The sequence below is a fragment of the Neorhizobium populisoli genome (assembly GCF_019430945.1).
GTDB lineage: Bacteria > Pseudomonadota > Alphaproteobacteria > Rhizobiales > Rhizobiaceae > Neorhizobium > Neorhizobium populisoli.
This window is the reverse complement of record NZ_JAHYCB010000008.1, coordinates 1-25,742: the sequence shown is the minus strand read 5'-3', so window position 1 is coordinate 25,742 and position 25,742 is coordinate 1. Positions and strand designations below refer to the sequence as shown.

The window sequence follows — 25,742 nt, the reverse complement described above, 5'->3', positions numbered from 1 at the left end:
CATCATCGAGAATGAGTCAGACCCAACATTGGACGCCGATATGGGGTCAAGTTTGCGTGCCGATTGACACCCATAGGCCATCTCTTCGGTGAAGCGGGAGTGGGCCGTGCGCTCTTAAGCTGTGTATTGTGCTCACAACCCGAGGATTGCCCCAGGATGCCAAGTGCGTGGCGATTGCTGAAGCAATTCCGTCGCCTAAATGCCCTGCGAGCCCTTGGGCAACGACAATACTTTGCGCTCTGGAGCCACCTCCTTGATTTCCAGGGCAGGCTCGCCACGCTTAGACTAGAAGAACGAACTATCGTATCGAGCGTCTTAAGTTTTTCCATGTGATCTGTCTTGAAGAAGAACGGTCTGACAGTCTCTAGCTTTCGCTCAGGGGTTCCCCAGATGCGGTACAGAACTTGGACTGGAAGCATAGTCTCGGAAACATCCGTTTCGACGGCGATGTCCTCGATGATGCCAATCGGCGAGTGGCTGCTTGCGAATTCTTTCATTAGCTTCAAATCGATGACTACGTTCATCTCGTTGTTCACGCGCTCCAACCGGCAGCACTTCACAAAAAGCCAAAGCGCGAAATCTTCATCCCGCTGAACATACACGAGGGCATACTTTCCCTTGCCCTTTGTTTTCGCGAATGCCTTCTCGAAAAGATCAAAGGAAAGCCAGTTGGCCAACCAAACGGTAGCATACTGGGACTCAGCCTGATCCCGCTTCGCTCGCAGCACCGATGCGAGAAGCGTCAGCGCCGCGGCTTGTCTTGGACTGTCGTATCTCGCAATGTCACTTACGTAATCCGACAGAAAGCGCTGGGCATTGCTCTTTGCCAATTCATGCGGGTTATGTGAGTCTGACTTAAGATCGTAAGAAACGCCACCATTACTCATGAAGAAGCTTATCCAGCGATGCCATGGGTCGTCGGGACTGAGGCGTGTCTTTGATGCGCCCTCCATGCGAAGCTGGGTCAGTAGCCGTAACGCTACGACCGACAACTGCCCCTCCAAGCCGATCAAGGCAGTAAACCACCGGTCCAGAACAGTGCGGAGGACGTCGGACTCGCAGTACCCTCCGAGCAGAAAGTTGGCGATTTCCGCGTTCAACAGGCGTAGGCAATCTAGCAAATTTGATGATTGGAATGAAGGGACAGATGAGATTTCTACAATAGCGTTCGCCACAAGGAACTCCTGCAACGAGCGGTGATTGAAAAACACGGTAGTACCGTTTTTGTCGACAAGGCAACCCTGCGTCAATTCTCGACGCAATCCCGGATCGTCATAGTCATGCTGTACTCCTTCCGCTGCGGTTGCAAACAGGGAGTTCGGGATGTGTGATATGCTGACCGTAGAGGCCCCACCCTGGCGCCAAAGCCATGCGGCAACCGATGCATTGAATCGGCGCCTGACTGGTAAGCTAAACCGGCCGTCTCGGCCGCGCTTTCTGACTTCTCGATCTAGTAGGAAGTGCACGAATTGGTCAAATAGGCCATACTTGGAAATCTGGTGAAGTTCAATCTCTGGATTGGTCGCAATCTGGCATAGCATCCGTGCGTGCACAGGTCGAACGATGAGCTCATCAAATTCGCCACTTGTTAACCTCGCGACACGTCTACTGATCCATGTAAAAATCGAAGAGACTGTGCCGGTAATGCCGGCTATGAGACGGAATGCATCCAACGCGCTTCGGACCGGAGCACCAAGATGGTCCTAACCTGTAGACAAAAGCCCCATAACGCAAAAACCGCCCCTGCGATACAGAGGCGGTGCGAGACATTGGCGGCTAACCGCCTGTTATATCGGTGTAATGAGCGAGTTATGTAAGAACTGGTTGCGGGGGCAGGATTTCATCTTAACTTGCGATCATCGCTACCGCCCAGTGGCCTGCTAGAGGCTCTTCTTACCGTCAGCCGTAGAGGCCTATTTCGTACAGCGGCGTAGGATGACTCCCAGCAAACTCCGGTTGTAGGTTTGCATGTTCCTATGCAACGATAGCGCCATGGCCGATCTTGCGATTTTACCGATTTCACTGACGCGCTTCAACGCCCTAGGAGGTTACGCCCGCCAGCCAAGTACCTTGCTGTATCTCGAAGAGCTGGAATATTTCGAGGTGGAAGGCGCTGGCGTTATCGGCATTGCGACCAAAGACATCACTGATCAGGATTTCGGCGGCATAGTCATGGCGCAGGATCGCAACCTCCGTTTCCGAGGTGTCAACGTCACGGATTTCTGCCCTACGCCCGAAGCGGCTAAGGAGGCGCTGTTTGCCGGCATGCGTGCAGCGGCCAGAGCGCAGGTAAACGACCACTATCAGGGTGATGAAACAGGCGAGCCGGTGGATTTCTTCACGCATCGCCATGAAGTGTCGCGACACAATCCGTCCTTCGTCCAGCTGACAACCAATAAAGGATACTCACCTGCTCGCTCAATCATCGAGCCGATGATGCGCTGGTATCAGGATGCGGACGGAAATTTCATCGAGCAGTTCCAGACCACCGGCTTCGATCAACGCATCTGGGAGCTCTATCTGTTCGCTATGCTGATCGAGGCGGGCTTTCTACTCAATCGAGACTATCAGGTTCCTGACTTCTGCGGTTCGGGTTTGTTGGGTGAGCTTTATGTTGAAGCCGTGACTGTCGGGCCGACGATTAAGGATGGCCAGATCGTGCCACCGCCTCCGATGGATACGCCGGAAGCACGGGAAGCCTATCTCAAAGAGTATATGCCGATCAAATTCGGCAGCCCCCTATTCTCAAAGCTGAACAAAAAATACTGGACGCAGCCGCATGTCGTGGGGAAGCCGCTCGTGTTCGCGGTTGCCGATTTCTCGGCACCGATGTCGATGGTGCATTCGCAGCCGGCCTTGGAGCGGTATCTGTGGGGATATGAGCATACTGGTGCGCTCGATGCGAATGGCGAGTTGGTGATATCACCGGTACGTATTGAACAGCATCAATGGGACAAGAAGGTCATTCCGTCGGGCTTCTTCCGCTCACCTGAATCCGAGCATGTCAGTGCCGTCATCAGCACTAATGCCGGCACGATCGCCAAATTCAACCGCATGGGCATTCTGGGAAAATTCGGCTCGAAGCAAGTTTTGCTGGTGCGTGAAGGCCGAATGGTCGATCACAATCCCAATGCGATGCACAACAAACTCTTCCGCGTTTTCGTCAATTCCGCCGGCTATTCGGAGGAATGGATCGAGGGGCTAAACGTTTATCATAACCCCTACGCCAGAATCCCGCTTCCCATGGAAATGCTGCCAGGTGCCGCCCATCATTTCTGTGATGAGACTGGTCAGGTGATAAGCCATACCCCTCACTTCCATCCGACATCATCCGTGACACACCACCACTGCCCCGTCGACGTGGACGCGGTCTTGGCCGAGATTGGCGACAAAACCCATATGGTCTGGACGCTCAAACCTGGCGAAGCTGTGCCCGACCAATCTGCATAACAGTCACCAAAGGGGACCCGCAACGCAGCTGGAATGACGGATCTGTTATGGATCGCAAGGTTCTAAAGGCCGCGGTGAAGATGCTGGCGATATGAGTTGCAGTACCGGGGGGCGGCAGACAACGGCCGCCAGCAGTCTGGTTTCACAAATCGCGCACCACCAAAACCTGGTTCAGGAAAAATGGTCGAGGACTTTTTCGAACGCAGCTTTTCGAGGCGCGGCCCCGGCGGCGTCGGAAGGTGCGAAATCGAAAAGAGAAAGGCTGTAGGAGAATATGGAAATGACCTGTTGTGCCTCATCAGCGGTCCTGAACTGACCAGCACCCGATGGAGTAAACGCGGTCTCGTACATATCGAGTGCGAAACTGACCAGCGGGTCTTCCTCGGCTGAGCGAGGCTCGGCAATAGGGCCAGGTGAGCCCGGGATGAGCGACAGGCCGATAACGCGCGGATTGAGGAGTGGGACCGCGTTAGCAGCTTTCGTCTTTGGAGGCGGGACATCAAAGGCGTGAATCGGAATGTTGTTCAGGAAACCACCATCGATCCAGTAGCCGCGCAGGTCACCCAGGACCGCATCCTTGGGATGAGCGTCGATCCATACCGGTTTGAACATGATTGGAAAGCAGGACGAAATACCGACAGCTTCAACGACCGAAAATTCTGGAGTGAGGGCAGCAGAGAAGTAGACGGACTTCCGCTGTGTAAGATTGGTTCCGACGACAACGAGATCGACGTTCGTCAGGCGTTTTAGCGCTGCAAACGATATTTCCGCGGGATCCCCGAAGCTCTTGTTCCATTTAGGATGTTTCACGAGGATACGGCGAGCAATTGATCGAAGGAAATCTCTGACTGCGAAGCCTGGGAAAATGCCTCGGTCATAAAGGATGTTCGAGGCATAAGCTGATGCGTCTTTCAGGATGGGACCAAGAAACGGATAGTCCTTAACCAGTCCCTTTAAATCGGTCATGGACCGTCCTGCCGGCGTGAGCGCCAACCAGACTGCGAAGAACATTGAGCCCTGAAGACGGGTTGAGGCAGAGCCTAAGCGACTATAGAGCGCGTCTGCACTGGCGTAGGCTTCCTCAAGTACCTTGGCAACCGCTGTCACATATGTTCGGGCGTTTGCCAGTTCCTTGATTGACCATGCTTCGCGCACGACTTTCTTTGCCTGCCAATCTCCAGAGCGAATTGCACGCACTTCGCCGCTGCGCGGAGCATCGAAGAAGCGGAGGAACTCATCGTTGCTTTTGAAGATGTCAAGCAGTTCCTTCGACGTGCAGCCCATTGTCAGCAGGAAAGCCATGATTGCTCCGGCCGAGGATCCACTGAAGCCGCGGATTGTGCCTCCAACACCATCCTTTTTGGGGAGGACCCCGAGGCGTTCGAATGCCTCGATAGCTCCAATGTAGGCAAAGCCCTTCCCGCCTCCTCCCTGGAATGCGAGATACTCGACGTCAGTCGGCTTGCGGATTTTTGCCATGGAAGGGCTAGGCCGGCTTGGGCCATTTGCCCGCAGCATTCATCGCGACAGCTGCGGTTAATGCCCTTAGGGAGCATGGGCCAAGGACGCCATCGATACCCAGGGGCCTGCCGATCAACGCCGGTATGCCTGCATCATTGGCGTTCATCTGGAATGCTCGCACGACACGTTTACCGTCTAGCGAACCCAGATAGGCAAGCGCGTTGTTGTCAACGACAACCTGGTAGCCGAGAGTTTTCAGGGCTTGAACGACGGTCTTGCGGTCGTCTGTCCATTGTGCGGCATTGTAGGGGATACCGTTGCAGAGTTCCTTCGACGGGAGAAACTCGCCCGTGGCGGTTCCTGTGTCGATTTCCCAACTTGGCAGCTTCAGATCTCTAGTTTCGAGGCAGACGAGGTTTGTCGGTACCGTTTGTTTCCATGGAGATCCCTCTGCAATCCCCGTCGTCTGCCCCTCGTCACTGTCGCGAGCTTCGACTTCGGACAACAACGACAGGTAAAACTTGTCTGTGACGACCGGCGCGCCGTCACCCTGCCAAAGTGTCCCGGTTTCCAGATAGTAGAGGAGCACGCGCTCGCGGCCTCGTCGAACGGGGACGAGGACTTTGGCAAATCCGGCGCGCAGGAATTTTGCAAAAATGGGATCCATGTCGGAAAATCCGAGCTTCTCCAGCCAGGTGTCCTTGTTGCCCCAGAAATAGGGGAGAAACTCGTAGACAATCTCGTCCCATTCAAATGCCGACTCGAAAAAATTTGCATATTGCCCTTCAATCACGGCCTCGGTCGGATCCATGAGCGGCGCCGCGTTCGCGGGTCTCTTCACGGCGTCGAACAATGAGAAATCCTGCCCCGTCAGCAGTTGGAGGCTGGACCGCTTGAGCTCAGCCTTTTCAATCGAACGGTATTCAGCCTCGGTTCGCGCTGTTACGGGCGCTCCTCGGCGTGCCTGCAGTGCCGCAAGTTTTCGCTCATAGTCCGACTTCAATGCGACGTAAGCCTCTTGAATCGCGTTGAAGGTGGTCATCTTCCAACGATCCAGTGCGTCGCTCGTGCGTGAGAGCAGCAGTTTGATGCTTACCGCATAATGCTCGACGTAGACCCCGTTGAAAGCAACCTGGGCTTCGCCTCGGACGCCGGGATAGAAGGAGCCCGGGCCCCACGAACCGACGCTGGAATCCCAGAGATGCGGAGAGATCAGCACGGTATACGAAGCGCGCCCGTTGCCTACGATCCGACATGAGGCAACGGGTGCCGCCATGACCATCTCATAGTCTTCATCTATCGTGAATTTGCCGGCGTTACTGTCGGTGTCGCCTGCACCTTGCAAGGCCATGACTTGCGATAGGCGATACGCGGGAGAAGGTGCAGACACTGCGGCACCATACCGCGCGGCCAGGGCAAAATAATTGGACTCGTCGATATCCTTGGCCGTGAAGTTTGGCTCTTCAGGCGCCTTGAACTGCGCCTCTCCGCGCGGTTTGTTGTCTACGGCATATGCGTAGAACGCGGCCGGTTCGGGCACCATCACCTCGAACATGACGCGAGCGCCATAGTTGAACGTCTGGCACCAATATTCCTTTTCTACCCACCGATAGATCCCGACCGCGTCTTTATCCTTTGCGGTGAAGGAATGCTGGTTTTCCTCCTTCAACTCGAAGGTGGTTGTGATGGTCTGCTGTTTCCGAACCCGTTTCTGGAGTTTTTCGGCTGCTTTGGAAATCGTCTCGCGTGTGTACTTACGCGCGTTCCGCTCCGCCTCCTGGACGGATCCCTCAGTGGAAAGGCCCGCATGCGCTGCCATTGTCACGGCGCCGTAACTTGCCGATACGTTGATGCCTGCGTCGGTTTTCCGGCTCTCACTCTGCTGGCGGTCGATCTCCTGCGAGAGCTCGAACCGTTCCGTGGTCTGCAGATCCTTTTCTGACGAGGCTGTTTCTTCCTCTTCATAGGTATACTGCTGTTCGACCCGTTCTGACCGTACATGGTTTCTTGCCCGCACTTCGCCAGTGAGGACGTTTTCGATATATGCGATCTCGCCGAGAGCATACCTCTGCAGCTGTTGGCGAACGACTTTGAGATCTCCGACGCCAGTCGGCTGAATAATCCCCTTGCCCCCGGGCACTTGTCCGCTGCTTTTGGATATCTGCAATGGAGAATAGGAAGAGAGCTGCAGAAACGAATCGAGGTTTTCGATAACCTTCTGGCTGTACTCCTGTGCGACGCGGTCGAGCGCTCGTGAAAACGCGACGATCCGCCCGGTTTGTACCCCGCCGAGCGCGGTAGTCACATGATCACGGAGATCGACGGAGACCCGCTCGGTCAGTCGGATGATGTCGGCCAGATTAAGGTCATCGATGGCATATTGCGTTTTGAGATAGTCTGCGACGCTCGCCGGCAGCCTTTTTGACCAGTCGATGGTCGCGACAACAGAGGCATCAGCGGATTGGTGTCTAGAGATGAGTTTCTCGTCTTCATCGCCGGCTGCGACCATGGCAGCCGGTGCTGCTGGTGGCGGGTCAGCTTCCACTTTCAGCTCGTTCTTTTGCCTGAGCTCTCTCAACAGATTGTCTGCTACACGCAGATAAACAAGCTTGCGAAAAAAGTCGGTGGCGGGATTGTTGTTGTCCTGAATTTCCGGAGCAACTGCCTTTTCACGTAAGACATCCTCGCGCTCAACGAGAAACATTGGCCTCGAGAGATCGTCTGGCGACAGGACATCGCTTTCGGGCGTTTCCTGCAGAGCATTATAGAGCCATAGATTTTGTAGGATCTTAGCGAGTGCAGGTAGGTCACCAGGAGATGAAATCCCGGAAAGGAGATAGAGATCTCCTGCGATTGCCTGAAGCTCTGCTACCTTTTCGGTATCGCTGATCCCACCAAGAAGCGACTGTAAAACATCGACCTTGATGCCAGACTGCGTGTCCAGTGCATCGAACTTCTCGCGGAATTCCTCGAGTTCCTGTGCAGCTTGCTTGTGGACAGGTTTTTCGAGGTGCTTCTGAAGCTCTGAAATTCGAGCGGTATTGAGCGCTGGATCGGCGGAGGCGAGTGCTTGCTTCGTCTCTTGGCTCGGCGTTATTCTGATTGCGAGTTTCGACGCTTCCGTAGAAGCCTCTGCTCGTGGAGAGCGCACCAACAAATAGCGTGTGACGTCCCCGACCGGCGCTGGATTTCCCATGTTGCCACTCCTTGCCCTACCGAGCAAATAACAACTTAAGGTTTTGTGCATGTCAATATGGGGCGGATGCAAGCAAGCAAATAATCTTGCGCGCCGCCCAAGGAAGTATTCAACGATGGCCCCCTGTCAGGAACGCCGACTGTTGCTGACGTTTTCCAAGGGTCGCGCGACGTGGCGGCAATGCTTGGCCGGAAACTTCATAGCGACCGAAAAGCCTTCCGCCTCGGCAATCAAGAAGAGCTGCTCTGTGGTCTTCCCGACGTGAGGAGGCTGACGCCTTTTCCGCGTTCGAGAGTTCCTGACGGGGCCTAACTTCCAAACGGACAAGAAGCTCGCGGAAAGAACCTGCGAGATCCTCAGCGCAAAGAGTGGTCATCCGCGCCAGGGCGAAGTCGTAGAGGTCCAGCGGCTGCTCTGAGGAGGCCGCCTCGAAGGTCTTGTCTGTCTTTGGCCGCTCCTGTCGTTTGCCAAAGGCCGGTCGCGGTGGTGGCGATGCATGCTCGCAGGTTCCTTTGCGACCGAAATGCCATGCGTGCCGGTTCATGTATCGGCCACCACGAACAGGAACAAAAAGCACAGAAGTGCGGAGACGACAACAAGCGCGCTTGCCAGAGATTAGTCCGCGTTCAGAAAACTTCCGAAGATCCCGAATACCCCGGAGATTGCGAGAAGAGCGACGACCGGAACGACGAGCTCCTCACGACCAGCTCCGGCAATTTCGACGACGTCCGCCGCCCCTCCAGTTTCGGTCCATAATCGTTTTCGCAAGCGTCAGCCGGTCATGTTCTTTCATGCCGATCTCGGCGGTCGCCAGAAGGCCGTGGACGATGGCCAGCAGCCGCGTCTCGCGATCGCGGCTCCGCCGCCGGTCGACCGAATGGTTTTGAGGCAGAGATTCATGGCGGCAAGATGAGCGCCGGTGGTGATCCCGGCTTCCCGCAGGATCGACGCGGCATGCAACCGGCCAAGCCAGCGCATGTGCTGCAGGACGGAAATCTCGTTCCAAGTATCGCGGGCGACGGTCGCCTGCAGCACCGCCGACAGGTTTTCGGCCTGGCGCAATCGAGAGGCGGCGTTTGGCATACTGCGACGTTGTATGTACCTCGAACATATGGCATGGACGCTGCCATGGCCCGGCCAGTCGCAAGGTTGTATCGTCACACCGTCCGAATTCGGGCTTTTTCGAGCAGTTGCATGAGGCCTCTCTGAATAGTTGCTCACGGCTTCAGTCATCACCAATAGTCGAATGTGCGCTGGGCGCAGGCCATTCCAGCCGACCATATAGGTTGACCCATGAAAAATTGCGTCAGGGAATCGCGATCATTTGGAACCGCTCGAAGACCTGTGTTCTCTTTTCGGTCTTTCGCTTTTCGCCACATGCCATCAATTTCGGCAAAGCTCAACTTCGTGTCGGCGAATGCGAGAAAATTCCATTGATAGTATTCAAGATCGACACCAAACTCGAAAACCACGAGCCGGTTGAGTAGCGATGACCAGACCTCCGGCGGCTGTCCTCGACCGAAGCCTAACTCCTCCGTTAACGCACGCCTGGCCACTGCTTGGACATCGATTTTTCCCTCTGCAACATCCGCGGTTGGTCGGATACCTTCGACGACAGCGATATCGAATTCGCCCTTGCGGAAGGTTTCATTGAGCGATCGTCTACCAACAACAATCGAGGCCCCATTGTCGCAAACCACATTGATGCAGATGCCGACGCCGGAAGCAAGATGTGGCACTGGCGTCGGTGGAAAGGACAGTTTCTGGAGAGTATTCCACCGCTCGGATGCACCAGCTTCCTGCTTTGCGATGACGTTGTAGCGATAGGTAGATTTTTTTAGATGAAGCGTCATGGTCAAGCGCTCGTCCCGATCCTCTGCGATACTATCGACAACGGATGTAGGTTGGACCTCGAACACTTCAGTGGCGCTATCATCCGGAATCTCGGCTAAGCACAGGGTCGGGTTATCTGACCAGACCCCACCGGCACCCGCTTTGCGGCGCTCCTCGTTTTGTTGGGCGGCCAAGGTGGCAAGCCTTTTGAAGTTCTTTGGCGGATTCACCTCTTCATCTTTCACGATGACTTCCACTTCGTGCGGTTCGAAGCCGCCTTCATCAGCCTTGCGAACCTCTACCCAAGTGGTCATCCAGTCGGATCCTATCCGTTCAGCGTTCGCAACTTGAGGGCCAAATTCAGCTACCGCCAAGATTGCGCCAGCACCTGTCGCGGAATGCAAATGAGGGTTTCCCGCCTTTTGACCTGAGATCAAATATTCTGCAACGTCTGCGGCTTCGGCATCGGTTAGACCATAAGCCAAGAACATCGCTTTCAGCAGTTCCGGTCGCGGGGCTTTGATTTTTGACCCCACCTCAATCCGCTTGATCGTCTCATGAGACGTTTGATAGCCCCCAACCTCACGGACAAGTACGGCCGCAAGTTCACGGCTTACAGGATCGTCGCCGATTTGAATTCGTCGAACCAACTCTTTCAAGTCATCCGGGTCGATATCGGGCGAGCTGGATTGGCCGTCTTTGGCGCTTGATAAAAGCTGACGAAACGATGGCTTCCTTTCGAGCATCGACCGGCGTTCATGCAGTGATACCCGTAACGCCAGCATCAAACGACCAAGTCGTGTTGGTGGAGTTCGAGAGGGTCTTCCTGGCCCAGATGACATCGCTTTACCCCGTGACCTTTATTGATGCCCTGTGATCGACGTCGAAAAAAATGAGATGAATTTTGTGCCCGCTAACGAAGAGGAAAATGAGATGATGTCTCGATTTCGCGCTTCCGCGTTTGCGGCATTCTGGGTATTTATCGGTATCTATAGTGCCGTGAATGCGGTGAAATACTGGTCCAATGTGTCGGGGATTGAAATATTCCGACTGCTTGAAGTGCCCTACTACTGCTCTATCAGCTTTCTTGCCTTGTATTACATTTACAAGGGCGCCCACTATCTCGACCGTTCTGGCTAGTACGACTGAATAGCAACTTATGATATGCACTACCACGAAGGTTGGCAACGGGCTCGAGAGCAAATCTCGAGCCCGTTTTTATGCTTGGGGTCGCCTGCCTCTCAAAAATATCGTGGAGTCCCTTCCCGTTTTACTGCCCAGCGGCGCAGTGTTAGCAAAGGACAGTGAGAAGGACTCATGTCAGACGAGGTCGAAAATCTTTCACGTGAGGAAGTCGCCCGGTTGCTGCACCGTCAGCGGCAGGCCGATATCGTGCGCTTGGCGGCGATCGCCGAGACTTGGGTGCGTGGCGTGCCCCGCCGTGATGCTTCCGACCTATTGAATGAGGCCTTGGCGCGAGTCCTGTCGGGGGATCGGCCATGGCCGGCTGACCTTAGCCTCCACCCCTTCCTGTCACAGGTGATGCGTAGCATCGCAAGCCAATGGCGTCGCGAGGACATGCGCGAGCCGCTCATCGGCGATGACGATGAGAAAACCAGTGAGACGGCGGGACACCTGGATTTCGATTTCAGTGATCTCGCTACTCGCATGCGCGCGGCACTTGTAGACGATCCGCCGGCTCTCGGCGTCTTCGACCATATCCTAACGCAAACCAGCCGGAAGCAAGCCTTCGACCAGCTTGGCCTTGACGCAACCGGCTACGACACGGCTCGCCGCCGTATGACCCGAACGCTTCGACGCCAATTCAAGACTGGATGGACAAAATGACGACACCCCTTGAATCCGACCAGATCCTCGCACTGATTGCAGAAGGCATCCTCGACGCCAGCGACGAAGAGATAGTTGAAACCGCGCGAGCCAATGGCGTCGATGTAGATGCTCTCGAGAAGAAGGTGCGCGAGCTTATCGCCGCCCGCGTCTCAGGAATGGAGACTGCTCAACCGCTTCGGATCGGCGAAACCGTTGCTTTGCGCTCCGATACCGCGCGGATCGGTGTCATTACAGGCATCACGCCGAGCAACCGCGAAACCCGCCTGAGCGTCTTCATCGACGGTCGCCTAGAGACACTCTACCTCAGCCAGGTTGTCCGCGCCGACCTCACCCCCGGTGCCGTGCGCGCGACCTTAGACGAGTTTAACGCGCGCTTGACCGCACTCCAGCTAGCCGAACCGAGCATCGCCAATCTCTACTCATTGCAGGCTGGGCGTATCGACTTCATACCCTATCAATTTCGGCCAGTGCTCAAGTTTATCCGCGCCGACCGGCCGCGTTTGCTGGTTGCCGACGAGGTGGGTGTCGGGAAGACCATTGAAGCTGGCTTGCTGTTGAGAGAATTGCAGGCGCGTCGTCCCTTGCGCTCTGTTCTGATCGTTTGCTCGAAGGCTCTAGTCGCCGAGGAGAAATGGCATCGTGAAATGCGGCGCTTTGATGAGGAGTTTGTAACGCTGGGCAGCGATGAGTTGCGCTACTGCCTCGATCAGACCGATCTTGAGGGCGAATGGCCCGACCGCTATTCTCGCGCGATCCTTCCGTTCTCGCTTGTTAATGATAATCTCCTGCAGGGCTATCCTCAGCGGGGCGCCGATCGAGGGCCCGGTCTAAGCACTCTAGACACGCCGCCTCGGTTCGACCTCCTGATCGTGGATGAGGCGCACAACGCACGTAATAGCGATACCGGGCTTCACCAGGGATTGAGGATTCTCGCTGACGAAGCAGAAGCGGTCGTGCTCATTACCGCGACGCCGGTGCAGCTCGGGACCGGTGACCTGTTCTCCCTTTTGAATCTACTTCGCCCCGACCTTGTCATCGACCGTCCGACATTCGAGCGGATGGCCGAACCAAACGAAACGATCAACGCCGCCATCGCCGCGATCCGGGGCGCAGCTCCCGGCTGGCAGAATGAGGTTATTGCGCATCTGGGCGAGGCTGCCGCCACTGCTTGGGGCCGTGTCATGCTTGCGCCGTCGCCGGAGTACCGTAACCTGGTGTCCTCCACACGAACTGCGGCGACAGATGATGATAGGGTTCGCCTCATCCGCCCAGCAGAAGGTCTCCACAGCTTTTCGACTATGATCAGCCGCACCCGGCGACGCGATATCGGCAACTTCACCAGCCGCAAGGCGCGCACTGTCGAGGTTCCGTTCACCCCGGAGCAGCAGGGCGTTCACGACGACCTGTTGGCATTGCAGCGCTCCATCTATCTGCGCACCCACGGCGCCGGTCCCCTCGGCTTTCTCATGACCACAATTCGGCGACAAGCGGCGAGTTCACTGCATGGGCTTGCACCCTTTCTGGAAGATATTTTGTCTCGCCGACTGAGCGACCTCGAACTTGCTGAGATCGATAGCGACGCTTTAGATCATGGCGACGATGACGTTGCGTCCGTTCGCTCCGAAATTGCTGCGCTGGTTGCGCGAGCGAAGAACTTGTCGGATGAGGACCCCAAGCTCGCCGCTTTCCTCAACATCGTCGGTCAGAAGGCCGGTATGCCCAATCGGCGCCTGCTAGCGTTCAGCTCATTCCGGCACACGCTGGCTTATCTTGACGAGGCTTTGCGCTCCCGAGGCGTGCGGATAGGCCTAATTCATGGCGGCATCCCCGACGACGAGCGGCGATCTTTGCGTAAGGCGTTCGCGCTTGCCCCTGAGCATCCGGATGCGATCGATGTCCTCCTTTCATCCGAGGTCGGATCCGAGGGCCTGGATTTCCAGTTCTGCGACGCGATCGTTAATTTTGACATCCCTTGGAATCCTATGCGGATCGAGCAGCGGATCGGTCGAATTGATCGTTACGGCCAGAAGAGCCAAACGGTTGCGATCTACAACTTCGTCACGCCAGGTACGGTCGATTTCGATATCTTCCAACGCTGCCTATTGCGGATAGGCGTTTTCGAACGGGCCATCGGCGGTAGTGAGGCGATCCTTGGCGAGATCGCCGGTCGTTTACAAGCGGTGGCAGACGACTTCCGGCTGACCGACGAGGAGCGCCAGGCGCGCTTGCAGCAGCTTGCAGATAACGAGATCCGCCAGATTATCGAAACCGATGCACTTGAGGAGCGAGAAGCTGAGTTGTTTGGTGTCCGTATCGAGCGCACCCGTATGAACGACGAGATTGCTGAGGCATCAAGCCGCTGGCTCGAGCCGGCAGCGATTGAGCGCTTAGTCGGGCTTCATCTCGAGCGCGAACTTGATGTCGGTCGCAATCCCATCAGCGGACAGGGGCCCATCAAGAGCCTGCGACTGTCGGCAGATGCCCGCCGTCGGCTTGTACCGCCACGCACCCGTGGAACGCGTCTTAGCCTTGCCGAACGCGAATGGGAAACATGGTTGCGAGGTGACCAACAGACGCTCGCTCTTACATTCGACCGTGAGGCCGCCAACGAAGACCGGTCGCTTTCCTTCATCACACCGGTTCACCCACTAACCCAGGCGGCGGCGCGGTCGTTTGCCAGTGACGAGGAGGTTCTCGTGACCTTGCGAATAACTGACGCCGCATTGCCTGCAGGGGAACACCCCTTCGCAATCTATCAGTGGCAAATGCGCGGGCTTCGCGAAGACGCGATGCTGGTCCCTGTCGTCGAGGATCCGCGGGTCGCGGCGGCATTTATGGACGTTTTCACAAGGGCTCACGATGCCTCGGACGTCGCGCCGCCAAGCAGTTCAGAAATCGAAGGTCTTGAAGGCTGGCACCACGAGATGTGGACACGGCGCCGAGCAACCCACATTGCTGAAGCAAGTGAGATCGCGCGCTTCCGGCGAGATAGCTTGGAAGCGAGCCACCGAGCCCGCGTGGCAATTCTTGAAGAGCAACTTGCCGCCGCATCGGAAGAGCGGATTCGACGTATGCGGACGGGCCAGCTGGCACGGGCAAATGCAGATTGCCGCGAGTCGCTCGATAGTCTCACCATGGCAGAACGGCGGGCGGATATCTTGCCGCGTCGCGTCGCCTCGGGAACGTTGCGAGTGGAGCATTGATATGACTGATACTTTCCAGGATTGGTTGGGTAACTTGCAGGCTAAACGCCAGCGTTGGGTCGACGCTAGCCATGAAAATGATTTCGATCGCGGCATTTGGAACGCGACCGTCGACAAGTACGCGGACCCCAGCCACTTCATCTTTGAACTACTACAAAACGCCGAAGATGCTGCGGCGTCGTGGGTCCGCTTCGAGCTGCAGCCCGACCGTATCATCTTCGAGCATGATGGGCGGCCCTTCAACCGTTACGATATTGAGGGAATTACCGGCATCGGCAACACTACCAAGCTGGACGACGGTCACAAGATCGGCTGCTTCGGCATCGGCTTCAAATCCGTATACGTCGTCACCGAGCGCCCCGAGGTTCATTCGACGATCGAAGGCTGCCCGCTCGCGTTCGCCATCGACAAGCTAGTTGTTCCAAGGCTCATCGGTTCGAACCACGTCGAGCCGACTACGCAGATTGTGCTTCCCCTCCGAGCGGACCGCGCGGCGTTGGCGATAGATCGGGCTCGGGACGGCCTAATCGCGTCAGGTGCCCGATCACTCCTATTCCTCCGCCATATCCAGCAACTTGAATGGATAGACGGCGAGCGACGCGGGACTGCAAAAGTCGTCGATTCCGGCGGTTCGATCCGTTCAATCGAGTCGACAATGCCAGATGGGCGCCCAAAACTGGATCGCTATCTGGTGCTGGCGCGCGGGGTCGAGCACGAGGTCAATCGCAAGCAATATGAGGTAAAGGCAGCATTCAAGCTGAACGGTTCCGGGGATCTTGTTGCGGAGGAAGCACCGACCCGGCTGATGGTATTCTTCGAGACGGAGGAACTTACGGGTCTGCATTTCACGATCCATGGCCCTTTTCAGCTCACGGACAATCGCGGCAATATCAAGCGCGACGATCCCTGGAACACTGAGCTCGTGGACGCAATCGCCAACATGGTGGCTGATGCGCTTCCTGACTTGCGCGAGCGTGGGATGCTTAAACGCGGCGTACTCGATCTCCTGCCCAACGCAGTAGACGAGTTGCCACCTACCTTCGCGCCAATGCTCGCGACGATCACGAAGAAGTTCGCCGAGGAGGACCTGATTCCGGTCCATGGTGGCGGCTTTACCAAAATACGGAACGCTATCCGCGGACCAGCCGACCTTCGCGACCTGCTCGGCGAGATGGGATTAGCCGAGTTCTGTAACCGAGCAAATCGGCGATGGATTGTCGTCGCCCTGCGCAACAGTCGAGCAGATCATTTTATCAGCACACTGAAGATCGAGGACTTCAGCCCGGCGGATTTCTTCGCATCCTTTCGTCATGTCTTTGGAGCCCAGACCCTATTTGCAGAGAGCGACAAGCTCTGGCGCAGCTGCGGCCTGAAATGGTTCGGCCAACGCAGCGACGAGCAGGTCCAGTTGTTCTACCTGGCACTAGACGCCGCACAGAAAGCGCAGCGGCCTTCAATATCGATCTCAGACATATCGTTCGTTCGTCTCGAAGATGGTCGTTATTACTCGCCACGACATGCGGTGTTTGCTCCGCCCGACAGTGATCTGGAGTCAGAAGTCGACCAAGGCGAGTTGTACCTCGTCAAGAAATCTTTGATCAGGCTGGGTCGCGGGCGGGGCAAAGAGGTCGAGCAATTTCTGCGGCGTGTGGGTGTCCGAGACATCGACGAGCGCGCGTTCCTAAACGCGATTCTCCGAACACGATACCGGGATGAAAGCCCGCGCCCTAACCGGGAGCAGCACCTTCAGCATATGCGCCGTTTTCTTCGATGGTGGAAGGAAACCAAAGATATCGGCCTCTTCAACGGTCTCTCATTTATCCGCGCCGGCGTCGAGGCAGGTTACTACAAGCCACACGGTGTATACTTCGGATCGCCCTATCAGGACTCGCCACTGTCGAAAGTATATGACGGGACGATTGCTGATCGAAATCGCGCTGCACTGTGGGAAGGATACAGGTCGTTATCCCGCATTGACCTAATGGCGTTTCTTGAGGCTTGCGGCGTCGAGCGGCAGTTGATGGTACTTTCGTCACGCATATCCTACGGTCATCCGAATTTCAGCTATCTGCGCCATAACTGGGGCGGCGCACGGCACACCGGGACAGGCGTCGACGTAGACTACCGTATTGACCAGTTGGCTGCTCTTTTGAAGAGGCGAGACCCGCAGATCTCAAAGCTGGTCTGGGAGGCGTCTCGTCAAGGTGGGGCCACAGCCATGGTAGCCCGGTATTCCCCAAATCAGCAATATGCGGCCCACAAGGCGCCCTCATCCATGGGCCATATTCTCCGGGAAGTGCCTTGGATTCCTACCAAAGATGGGTCTCTACGAAAGCCAAATGAGATTACATCCGTCGACCTTGCGAAAGGTTTTTCCGTCGGCGGCAACGAAGATTGGCTCCGTGCGATCGGCTTCGGCGAACAGGAACGCCTGCGTAGCGAGCACGGTAAAGCGCGGCGCGAAGCGGGTGAGCTTATAGGGCTGGCACCGGAACTCATCGATCGGCTGAACGGTCTCTCGCCAGAGGCTCTCGCAACGTTGAGCGCGGATATGATGCGCACCATCGACAGCGGCATGCTCGAACCGGTTGAATTTCCCGTGCGCGAGACCGGAAATGCCAGCCGGCGCACCGAACGCCTTTCTGCGCGCGCCAAGGCCGCGCCGGCCAAGACTTACGAAGTCCGCGCGCGATCAGTGCGAACAAGCAACGCGGAGAGCCACAAGGTAGCTCGCACTTATCTGGAAGATCAATACACCAATCCGCTAGAAGAGATGGTGTGCCAGGGGTGTCACGACAAAATGCCGTTCAACCGCCCAGATGGTTCGCCATACTTTGAGGCCGTCGAGTGCCTCGATTCCCTCCCGCAAGAACAACCGGAGAATCATTTGGCCCTATGTCCGACCTGCTCAGCGAAGTGGCGACATGCGAATCCAATCACCGACGCCAAGCTGCGTGAGAAGATCGCCGCGGCAGAAGCGCCAGAAATCTCAGTGGAGCTTGCAGGCGAATCCGTGCGGCTACGTTTCACGCAGGTTCATTTGAATGATCTTCGAACAATCGGGGACATTCTGTCATTGACGTCAAGAAGCCGCTGAAATTTACCGACTACAGTGTCCATCAATAGGTCGCCTGGAGGTGACACCTAGGGATGAACTGTTAAAATGGCTGGCGTCTTGCGTTGTTTGCTCTAGAGGCCCGAAACGCCGACCGGCAGCCCCACTCTCTTTTTTGATGAAAAATTAAATCTGGAGTTGCGATGGCCGAATCGTGCTACGCTCAGGTGACGGCGCGTCAGTCGTTTATCCTCGACGTAGATGATACGAAACGATAAGAAGCTCACCATGACCAGCGCTCGACAAATCATCGCTATGATCCGTAGCCACGCAGCGGGCGATAACGAGAAATTTCTCGCCATTGCCGAGACAATTGCAGCTGACGCAGGCAAATCGGGTAAGTCAAAGGTGGCTGACGATATTCGTTCAGTGATCACTGACGCTCGTCAGTCACCAGAACCTCGTCACACTTCGCATCCGGTTCCTATCACAGCGCCCCGTGGCGAGTTGGCGGGCCTCGTCCGAGCATCCTACCCAGAAACTTATCTCGCCGATCTCGTTTTAAATGGTGACTTGATGCGCCGCATAAATCGAGCAGTGCGCGAGCACAGAGAACGTGATATTCTAACAAGGAATGGCCTAACACCTCGAAGGAAGTACCTTTTTTCCGGGCCACCTGGAACGGGAAAGGGAATGACTGCAGCGGCGGTTGCTTCGGAGCTAAATCTTCCTCTGTTTACCATTCTTCTCGATGGTGTGATCACAAAATTCATGGGAGAAACCGCGTCCAAGCTTAGGCTGGTCTTCGACTCGATGAGGGTTCACCGTGGCGTTTATTTCTTCGACGAGGTAGACGCGCTTGCGTCCCGCCGCGACGCCGACAACGACATTGGCGAAGCGCGGCGAATGCTCAACTCCTTCCTGCAGTTTTTGGAAGATGATCAGTCATCGAGCGTAATCATCGCGGCAACAAACCACAAGGTTTTGCTGGATCATGCAATCTTCAGACGCTTCGACGCGTCGTTCCAATATTCGAAACCATCACCTGAAGAAGCGCAGCGTGTTTTGAAGTTCAATCTGACGCAATTCGACCATAAGGATATTGATTGGGACCGAGTTGTCGACATAGCAATGGGGCTCAGCCAAGCAGATCTGGTTGCGGTGGCAGCAGATGCCGCCCGCGATGCCGTATTGGATAACGATGGCCGTTTGACTGCTGATATATTATTTCACGCTATAACCGACCGAAATACTATTCACCCTGATTGACAATTTCGTAGTGACCATTGAACTCTTGCCTGTAATTCAATCAGGCGTTGATTCCACATGGCAAACTACAGACACCTCCACATTCGTGGGATTGGTAAGGCCCCCACAACGTTTAGGGCTAAGAGTGGAGGAAGCTCGAAGTTTCCTCCGGCAATCGTTGATCGGGCGCAACATGCTGCTATCCTCCTAAAGGAATTGGACCAAGCAACCCGTAACATTTCTGTAGTGGCTGCAGAACAAGCCGAGCGGGGAGTACCGAAAAACAAGCGCGGGATGGTGTTGGCGGTAGAGGGACGCCCTGATGTGGGGATACAACCGGGCAATAGTCGTGCCAGCAGCCCCGGTCTGAAGCTATACACGTTGCAGCGCGCCGTAGCAGCAGACTCGTCCAACTTACCTTCCGATCGCGCGACTTTCTTTGTCACCTCAAAGACTGTCGAAACCTTGAGCAATAATCTCGAAGCTTACAGCGAATACGATGGAAGCGACGACGACCTGACGTTGGACACGGATGACGAGGAATCCGGGCGACGCCCAAGGAACTTCAGGCTCTTCGAAAGTATCAAATCTATTCGACCTGCGCGGGTACGAGATTTTTGGACGGATCCCATTGAAGGTTTCCCTTCCAATAATAAGACCGCAAAATGGGAGGTTTGGCTCCGGAGAGATCTGAAGGATCAGTTTCTCTCGGCCGCGCGTGAGATCGGCATAAAGGCGGACCCAACGTCCACCGAGTTTATCGAGGTTTCCATTCACAACGTCACGGCCTCACCAGGCGACATGGCAAAGCTCATAAACGCGAGCCCCGCAATTATTGAACTGCGTAGCGCCTCATCCCTGAATGTCGATTTCTTACGGCAAGCACCTAACGCCAGAGCTGCGCAGGTATCGACACTCGCCTCTCGTATTCGTGGACCGGCTGCAAACGCTCCGCGAGTAGCGTTGCTAGACACTGGCGTAAATCCCTCCCATCCGCTTTTACGAACGTCTATCAATCCCGCAAGGTGCCTGTCCGCCAGCACAAGATGGCCCGTACTCGACCACTCGGACCACGGCACCAAAATGGCGGGTGTGGTCCAATATTTCGATCTTGACTACGCGCTGAATTCCCGTGAGCCCTTCCAGTTATGGACGGCATTGGAGTCTGTGGTTGTGAGCGCACCAGCTGGACAGCCGAGGCTCGCGGCCAGAGTGGCTATTCAGCGTGCAGTGACCCTTCTAGAGAAGGAAGACGCGACACGGGTATTTTGCCTGGCGCAGACCGCAAGTGGCGAAAGCCGGAACGGAAAAGTTACAGCCACATCGGCCGCATTGGATCTGCTCGCATACGGGGATGGCATCAGGCCGAGATTGTTCTGTGTAGCGGCGGGAAATGTGCCTACATCCGCCTCAGAACGATACCAGATCGATGACTACACAGATCGCAATAGCCGTTTCGAGTTGGAAGCTCCGGGACAGGCGGCTAATGTTATTACAGTCGGCGCGATGACTTTTAAGGCATCCAGGGAAGGCGTGGTTGCCCCTGTCGGAGATATGGCTCCAACTTCCCGCTCTGCAGAAAGTTGGACTGAAGACCACCCAAACAAGCCCGATGTCGTAATGGAAGGTGGAAATTTCGAAACAGATCCAGACGGCGTGTATGCGCAACCCTCGCCGAATGATCTCATCCTGACAACCTCAGGAGCCTCGCCGGACAAACCTTTCGGCCTGACAGGCGAAACAAGCGCCGCTACAGCGCGTGCATCGGGTCTGCTGGGACGTCTGCACGTCTCATATCCCAGTATGCGTGCTGAAACATTGCGTGGCCTGATTGTTCACTCAGCCGAATGGACGCCTGCAATGCTCGCCCAGCAAAGAGAGCTTAGTCAGTACAACGGCAACTCAGAAGCATGGAGGCTACTGATATCACGATATGGTTGGGGCGTACCTGACGATGCACGTGCCTACTACAGCACTGAAAATGCGTTCTGCATGGTAATCGAAGACGATATTATTCCGTTCGAAAAAAACGGAAGTGCCGGCAGGATCAAGGAGATGAAATATTTCAAGCTGCCTTGGCCAAAACAAATCTTGCGCGCCCTTGGGCAGACCGAAGTGGAAATGCGCTGCACACTCTCGTATTTCATCGAACCTGATCCACTCGCGGTATCCAGAGATCGATATGATCGGTACCGATCTTTTGGACTACGCTTTGATGTGAAGCGCTTCGACGAAGACGACCGAAGCGCTCAGGCTTCCTTCAACGCAAATGTGGATGCCCAAGGTCGCTCCCCTGATAGCGGCTGGACAGTAGGAAACAAATTATCCTCGCGAGGGACGTTGCAGCAGGACATATGGCGCGGCCCTGCTTACCAGCTCGCAGACAGAGACGGCATTTCTGTATCCCCGACAAAAGGCTGGTGGGCGGAGATCGCAAAAGCAGACAGATTTGACCGCCGGGTTAATTTCTCCCTAATCGTGAGCCTCAAAGCTCCCGCCGGGAATAACCTTTTTGCAGAAGTGGCAAGGAATGCTGCAACTGTTCTGGTCGAGCAGCCTGTAACGGTCTAAGGCAACGTCAGGTATTTACGTGGGCCATTACGTCGCCGTGAAGTACGTAAGAAAACGCTGCTGCCGACTTGTCTCTGTTTTCCCTGCGTGCTTCAGTGACCGCTGAGCCTAATGAATTGCCCGTTCCGTATAGCTCAGCGACAGCTCTCTTCATCACTTTGCAGGCTGTTTCATCCTGTACCGCCCACAGTGGAGCGATAACAGCTCCGAAACCAACCTTGATGAATGCCGCAGGCCAGCCATGCACCGCACCAAGCACGCTTGTCTGGCTGCCTGCGTGGCAGGCGTTGACAACGACCAGGCTGCGATCCCGGTTTCCAAGTTTCACCGCACTGTTGATCTCCTCAATGGAAACCCAGCCATCTGTCATCCGTAAGCCTCGTTGCCTCGGGTCGGCCTCTTCCCCTGCACCGTGACCGGCAAAGTGCAAGACTGCGACCGGCTCGGAAACCGGGACGTTTAGGCATTGCGTAAAAGCTGCATAAGTGGGCGTGCACGCGGTAGCACCGTATGTCGTGCAAAGCCATCTCCCCTCCTCCAACGCCGCGGGCAACGATCCGTCGGGATAGTCTGGCACAAAAGACACGATACCACCTTTGGGAATGGTGGATACCAGGGCCCTGGTCATGGTCCAACGGGCAATAGGATGCCTCATGCATAGGTGATCTGGATCGTTCGTGTCGCTGGCAGTCGGATGCATAAGCTCCCAGGGCACATAGGGTTCGTCCGAGAATATCTGTATTGGGAAAGCATTTCCAATCTTCTGCGTCATTGCCAAGTATAGACGATGAAATTGGACTGGAGCAGCTCCCCAAATTTCCTCCCCGATACCCCTCAGGATACCTTGATGCTTCCCATCTTGAAGCGTTTTCACCTGCATAAACTTATCTTGGAAGTACGCTTTCGCGGACGTTCCAAGGTTAATTTGATGAAAGGAGTAGGCTTCCACCATGTCTCTGAAACCAGGTGCTTCGAAAGACCAAGTGCATTCGCCAGGTGAATGCGGATTGTGCTGTATCTTGACGGTTAAGCTCGGCGCTGGGGAGGCGTCGTGCACAAAATCCCCTATGGTCCCGGGCGCAGTCAGTATTTTCGGGCCAGGGTTCACGCCTTGAGCAATGGGAATAATGTCAAACCGCCGAGAGGCGAAGCCCCTCACTCGATCAGCGGTCGAGAAGATTGCCTTTACATTCGCCGCTCCTATTGAAGACGCTTCAGCTTTAACTTTTGCCGCGAACCGAGCAGGCTTTGAATTTCCACCTCGGAAGAGCGTGATGTTGCGCCTTGCATCCTCTGGCTCTATCTCCAGTTCATAGGAGCTAAACTCTACGGTGACCAGCAAGCTTTCCCAGTTTGGATCCTCTGGTGTCAGTTCTATCGGCGCACCAACTGTTTCTTGGTCTGGATCTAATGATAGATCAACCTCAAACACATATGATCTACCGAGATACAATTCATGCTCGCAGGAGATACGAGGGTGGCGAACAACCGTCGCTGCCGCCTCAAAGTTCACGTCCACGCCCACGTCTATATCGAAGTGGTTTTGGTTAGCCGGATAGAGCGGCGAAGTCGCAAGGATTTCATTGAAAATAACGGCGTTCGGGAAGGTAACGCTGACGATTTCGACGATTGCCTCTTTGACGTCTTCAGAAACAACTTGACCGCGAACAGTTATGCCATTTGCGTCTTCGGCAATTTGCAGCCAGAATAGATCCTCGGCAAACCGATCCTCAAGGGCTAGCCGCAATGCCGCCCACACCTCCCCTGCCGGGACTGCGATGCCTTCAAGCTCTGACATGCTGCTCGCTCGTCCTACACATCCAAGACCCAAAAGATGTCGCTCACTTCTCGCCCCAATAGGCTTATAGTCGAACGATAAAATCCAGCCTGCAATTTTGCGCGCCCAACGAATTCATCACCATTTCGATAGAGCGTCATTCGAGCCACTTCTGTGCCCCTGTCGGGGTTCGTGATGGCTGCTGTAAGTGTTTGCTCGCTTACCGACGATTTGGCTCTAATCTCAACCGGCTCCAGGCCCGAATAAGAATCGGCAACTTCCAGACTCAGCTTCGGGGCCACGTCGTCGCGGTAAGCGTTGAGATCGACATTCGCGCCCATTAGGTATGAGCGAATGTGGTGCAAGCTCACTTTGTCACCAGCAATTGCGGCGTGGGAGTTACAAACAAATGTTGCGACCTCTTCGCCGAACCCTGGAGGTATCGCCGATACCCGCGGTACAGTACCATCACCAGAAAGATTAACATCTTTGAAGTCACGACGGTTACTCATAACTAACCGCCCAGTCTCGTCAATCATCGCAGATTGAAAAGTCGGCTGATCCGTGCCTACAACCACACTTAAACGTGGCGATGCGATCCTATAATGGCTGTCTTTTAGGTTAGATGCTCGCGCCTGTTCAATCTCACTATGAAAATTAGCAGCGTTGATGGCTCTAGCCTGATCAATGCCAGCGATGCTGACATCATGCACTTTATGGGCCCCTTCAGCGTCTACGATAAATGGGTAGATAGGCAGGAGTTGATAGACCGAATCAAAGTTCCGCGCTGTTTGCAAGCCCGGTAGAAAACGCTCAACTAGTCTAGGATCGATGCCCTTATTCAAAAAGTCAGCCGCTTTGCCTGAACCCCTGTGCGGAGTGCCGATAGTAATCAGCGAGCGAACGTCTTTCCAGCCCTCAAGGCATTCAAGGAAGTATCGCGCGACGAGCCCACCCATCGAGTGAGCAACAATCCATATTTTCGCCTCGGCGTTACCGCTCAAAGTTCGCCATTGCGTCAACCACCCTCGGGCGTCAACCGCTAGCTGTGAGGACGCTACTCGATTGTCGCGGCGCCAATCGTAAGGAAATTCCCGGTAGTTCTCCCCAACGCGAAGCGCCAAGTCAGAAACGAGTCTTTGTCGTAACCTAGAATATCCCCCTAGCTTCCAAAGACCGGGAATGCCGCCCAAATTATCAACGACCCGGACGGCTTTAATTCCGTCGTCGATGTCCTCATCACGAGAACTCGGAGCATCAAGCAGCAGCTCGGAGAAACGTGTACCGGCATAGGCGCCTCGCACTGACAGGTCCCACACCGTCTTACCATTCTTCTCAAGAACTGACCCGAGGATGCCGGGAATGAAAATTACGAGATCTTGAAACCCTGCCATCCCCACTCCTTCAGCCTAGGATTGCATCTTTATATCGATTCGAGCCAAAACCCATATATGTTGATGTCGACCACTTCCGAAGTAATATGCACGTGGAAAATATCCAGCTTATCTCGACCACAGTTTTTGTAGGAACACTGGCGTTTTTTTGCAGATGGGGCGAAATTTACGGCCGCCCCCGCTTTGCACCTGTTGGTTTGGGAATTTGTGTTTGACGGTGGGGATTTAGGGCCGACGAACATAGATTTTTAGCGTACTGGATCGCAGTTTTGGGCTATTGTGGGATAGCGTAGCGTAGGATTGGTTGCGGGGGCAGGATTTGAACCTGCGGCCTTCAGGTTATGAGCCTGACGAGCTACCGGGCTGCTCCACCCCGCGTTAAGCGCAAAACCCTTTGGGTTTTGTCGCGACGGCGTAACCGCGAAGCGGTTATGCCTGCCTGCGAGCAACTTGGCGAAGCCGAGTTGTCTCGAAGTAAGGGACGCACCGAAGTTTGCCCCGTATTCATTTCAAGTTCTGCAACGACAAAAGGCCGCTTTGGGTGCGGCCCTTGGGTATCGGCCAGGGGCCGTTTGGTTTCGTTATGAGAAGATTGTTTTCATCTTGCGATGACATTGCCCTTAAAAGACCTGGCAGCGACCTACTCTCCCGCGTCTTAAGACGAAGTACCATTGGCGCAGGGGTGTTTCACGGCCGTGTTCGG

At 55.4% G+C, this 25,742-nt stretch carries 13 protein-coding genes, 1 tRNA gene, 1 rRNA gene and 1 pseudogene; 7 read left to right on the top strand and 9 right to left on the bottom strand.

The annotated features are described in order from the left end of the window. Positions 1–2: 2 nt before the first annotated feature. On the bottom strand, positions 3–1,673 hold the full coding sequence (locus tag KX729_RS22245; RefSeq protein WP_219744696.1) for an NACHT domain-containing protein: 1,671 nt from the start codon (positions 1,671–1,673) through the stop codon (positions 3–5). Positions 1,674–1,992: 319 nt separating this feature from the next. Here KX729_RS22245 and KX729_RS22240 point away from each other — a divergent pair, with 319 nt between their 5' ends. Continuing rightward, on the top strand, positions 1,993–3,450 hold the full coding sequence (locus tag KX729_RS22240; protein ID WP_219744695.1) for a hypothetical protein: 1,458 nt from the start codon (positions 1,993–1,995) through the stop codon (positions 3,448–3,450). Between the two features lie 171 nt (positions 3,451–3,621). Here the strand turns inward: KX729_RS22240 and KX729_RS22235 are convergent, their stop codons facing one another. The 4 genes and pseudogenes from KX729_RS22235 to KX729_RS22220 form a co-directional block, all read right to left on the bottom strand. Then, on the bottom strand, positions 3,622–4,929 hold the full coding sequence (locus tag KX729_RS22235) for a patatin-like phospholipase family protein (RefSeq protein WP_219744694.1): 1,308 nt from the start codon (positions 4,927–4,929) through the stop codon (positions 3,622–3,624). 7 nt (positions 4,930–4,936) lie between these two features. Then, positions 4,937–8,107, bottom strand: coding sequence for a hypothetical protein (locus KX729_RS22230; RefSeq protein WP_219744693.1), 3,171 nt, complete (start codon positions 8,105–8,107; stop codon positions 4,937–4,939). Positions 8,108–8,808: 701 nt separating this feature from the next. Beyond that, positions 8,809–9,169 (bottom strand): annotated as a pseudogene (locus KX729_RS22225) (DUF1612 domain-containing protein); the annotation flags it as partial. A gap of 170 nt (positions 9,170–9,339) precedes the next feature. Further along, positions 9,340–10,686 carry a hypothetical protein gene (locus tag KX729_RS22220; RefSeq protein ID WP_219744692.1) on the bottom strand — a complete coding sequence of 449 codons (1,347 nt, stop codon included), beginning with the start codon at positions 10,684–10,686 and terminating at the stop codon, positions 9,340–9,342. A gap of 127 nt (positions 10,687–10,813) precedes the next feature. Here KX729_RS22220 and KX729_RS22215 point away from each other — a divergent pair, with 127 nt between their 5' ends. The 6 genes from KX729_RS22215 to KX729_RS22190 all read left to right on the top strand — a co-directional run bounded on the left by KX729_RS22215 (position 10,814) and on the right by KX729_RS22190 (position 21,868). Beyond that, entirely contained in the window at positions 10,814–11,080 is a 267-nt protein-coding gene (locus KX729_RS22215) for a hypothetical protein (protein WP_156638536.1), read from the top strand. Positions 11,081–11,257: 177 nt separating this feature from the next. After that, positions 11,258–11,788: a hypothetical protein gene (locus KX729_RS22210; RefSeq protein WP_219744691.1), complete on the top strand. Its 531-nt coding sequence runs from the start codon at positions 11,258–11,260 to the stop codon at positions 11,786–11,788. Next, a complete protein-coding gene (locus KX729_RS22205; protein WP_219744690.1) occupies positions 11,785–14,994 on the top strand; it encodes a DEAD/DEAH box helicase in 3,210 nt (1,069 codons plus the stop codon). The genes KX729_RS22210 and KX729_RS22205 overlap by 4 nt, the downstream gene beginning before the upstream one ends. A gap of 1 nt (position 14,995) precedes the next feature. Then, on the top strand, positions 14,996–18,091 hold the full coding sequence (locus KX729_RS22200; protein WP_219744689.1) for a sacsin N-terminal ATP-binding-like domain-containing protein: 3,096 nt from the start codon (positions 14,996–14,998) through the stop codon (positions 18,089–18,091). Between the two features lie 246 nt (positions 18,092–18,337). Further along, positions 18,338–19,318: an AAA family ATPase gene (locus KX729_RS22195; RefSeq protein ID WP_219744688.1), complete on the top strand. Its 981-nt coding sequence runs from the start codon at positions 18,338–18,340 to the stop codon at positions 19,316–19,318. A gap of 57 nt (positions 19,319–19,375) precedes the next feature. Continuing rightward, positions 19,376–21,868, top strand: coding sequence for a S8 family peptidase (locus tag KX729_RS22190; protein WP_219744687.1), 2,493 nt, complete (start codon positions 19,376–19,378; stop codon positions 21,866–21,868). Positions 21,869–21,875: 7 nt separating this feature from the next. Here KX729_RS22190 and KX729_RS22185 read toward each other — a convergent pair whose 3' ends face one another. The 4 genes from KX729_RS22185 to rrf all read right to left on the bottom strand — a co-directional run. Continuing rightward, the gene (locus KX729_RS22185; RefSeq protein ID WP_219744686.1) at positions 21,876–23,666 is read right to left on the bottom strand and encodes a CHAT domain-containing protein; all 1,791 of its coding nucleotides are present in this window, start codon (positions 23,664–23,666) and stop codon (positions 21,876–21,878) included. Positions 23,667–23,680: 14 nt separating this feature from the next. Beyond that, complete coding sequence (locus KX729_RS22180) at positions 23,681–25,039, bottom strand: alpha/beta hydrolase (protein ID WP_219744685.1); 1,359 nt, start codon at positions 25,037–25,039, stop codon at positions 23,681–23,683. 301 nt (positions 25,040–25,340) lie between these two features. Beyond that, positions 25,341–25,417, bottom strand: a tRNA-Met gene (locus tag KX729_RS22175). A gap of 249 nt (positions 25,418–25,666) precedes the next feature. Further along, a 5S ribosomal RNA gene (gene rrf, locus KX729_RS34840) occupies positions 25,667–25,742 on the bottom strand; the annotation flags it as partial.

Coding starts and splice junctions, on each gene's coding strand:
- KX729_RS22240 (WP_219744695.1), top strand. CDS start 1,993: ATGGCCGATCTTGCGATTTTACCGATTTCACTGACGCGCTTCAACGCC.
- KX729_RS22190 (WP_219744687.1), top strand. CDS start 19,376: ATGGCAAACTACAGACACCTCCACATTCGTGGGATTGGTAAGGCCCCC.
- KX729_RS22195 (WP_219744688.1), top strand. CDS start 18,338: ATGACCAGCGCTCGACAAATCATCGCTATGATCCGTAGCCACGCAGCG.
- KX729_RS22220 (WP_219744692.1), bottom strand. CDS start 10,686: ATGCTCGAAAGGAAGCCATCGTTTCGTCAGCTTTTATCAAGCGCCAAA.
- KX729_RS22180 (WP_219744685.1), bottom strand. CDS start 25,039: ATGGCAGGGTTTCAAGATCTCGTAATTTTCATTCCCGGCATCCTCGGG.
- KX729_RS22230 (WP_219744693.1), bottom strand. CDS start 8,107: ATGGGAAATCCAGCGCCGGTCGGGGACGTCACACGCTATTTGTTGGTG.
- KX729_RS22210 (WP_219744691.1), top strand. CDS start 11,258: ATGTCAGACGAGGTCGAAAATCTTTCACGTGAGGAAGTCGCCCGGTTG.
- KX729_RS22235 (WP_219744694.1), bottom strand. CDS start 4,929: ATGGCAAAAATCCGCAAGCCGACTGACGTCGAGTATCTCGCATTCCAG.
- KX729_RS22205 (WP_219744690.1), top strand. CDS start 11,785: ATGACGACACCCCTTGAATCCGACCAGATCCTCGCACTGATTGCAGAA.
- KX729_RS22185 (WP_219744686.1), bottom strand. CDS start 23,666: ATGTCAGAGCTTGAAGGCATCGCAGTCCCGGCAGGGGAGGTGTGGGCG.
- KX729_RS22200 (WP_219744689.1), top strand. CDS start 14,996: ATGACTGATACTTTCCAGGATTGGTTGGGTAACTTGCAGGCTAAACGC.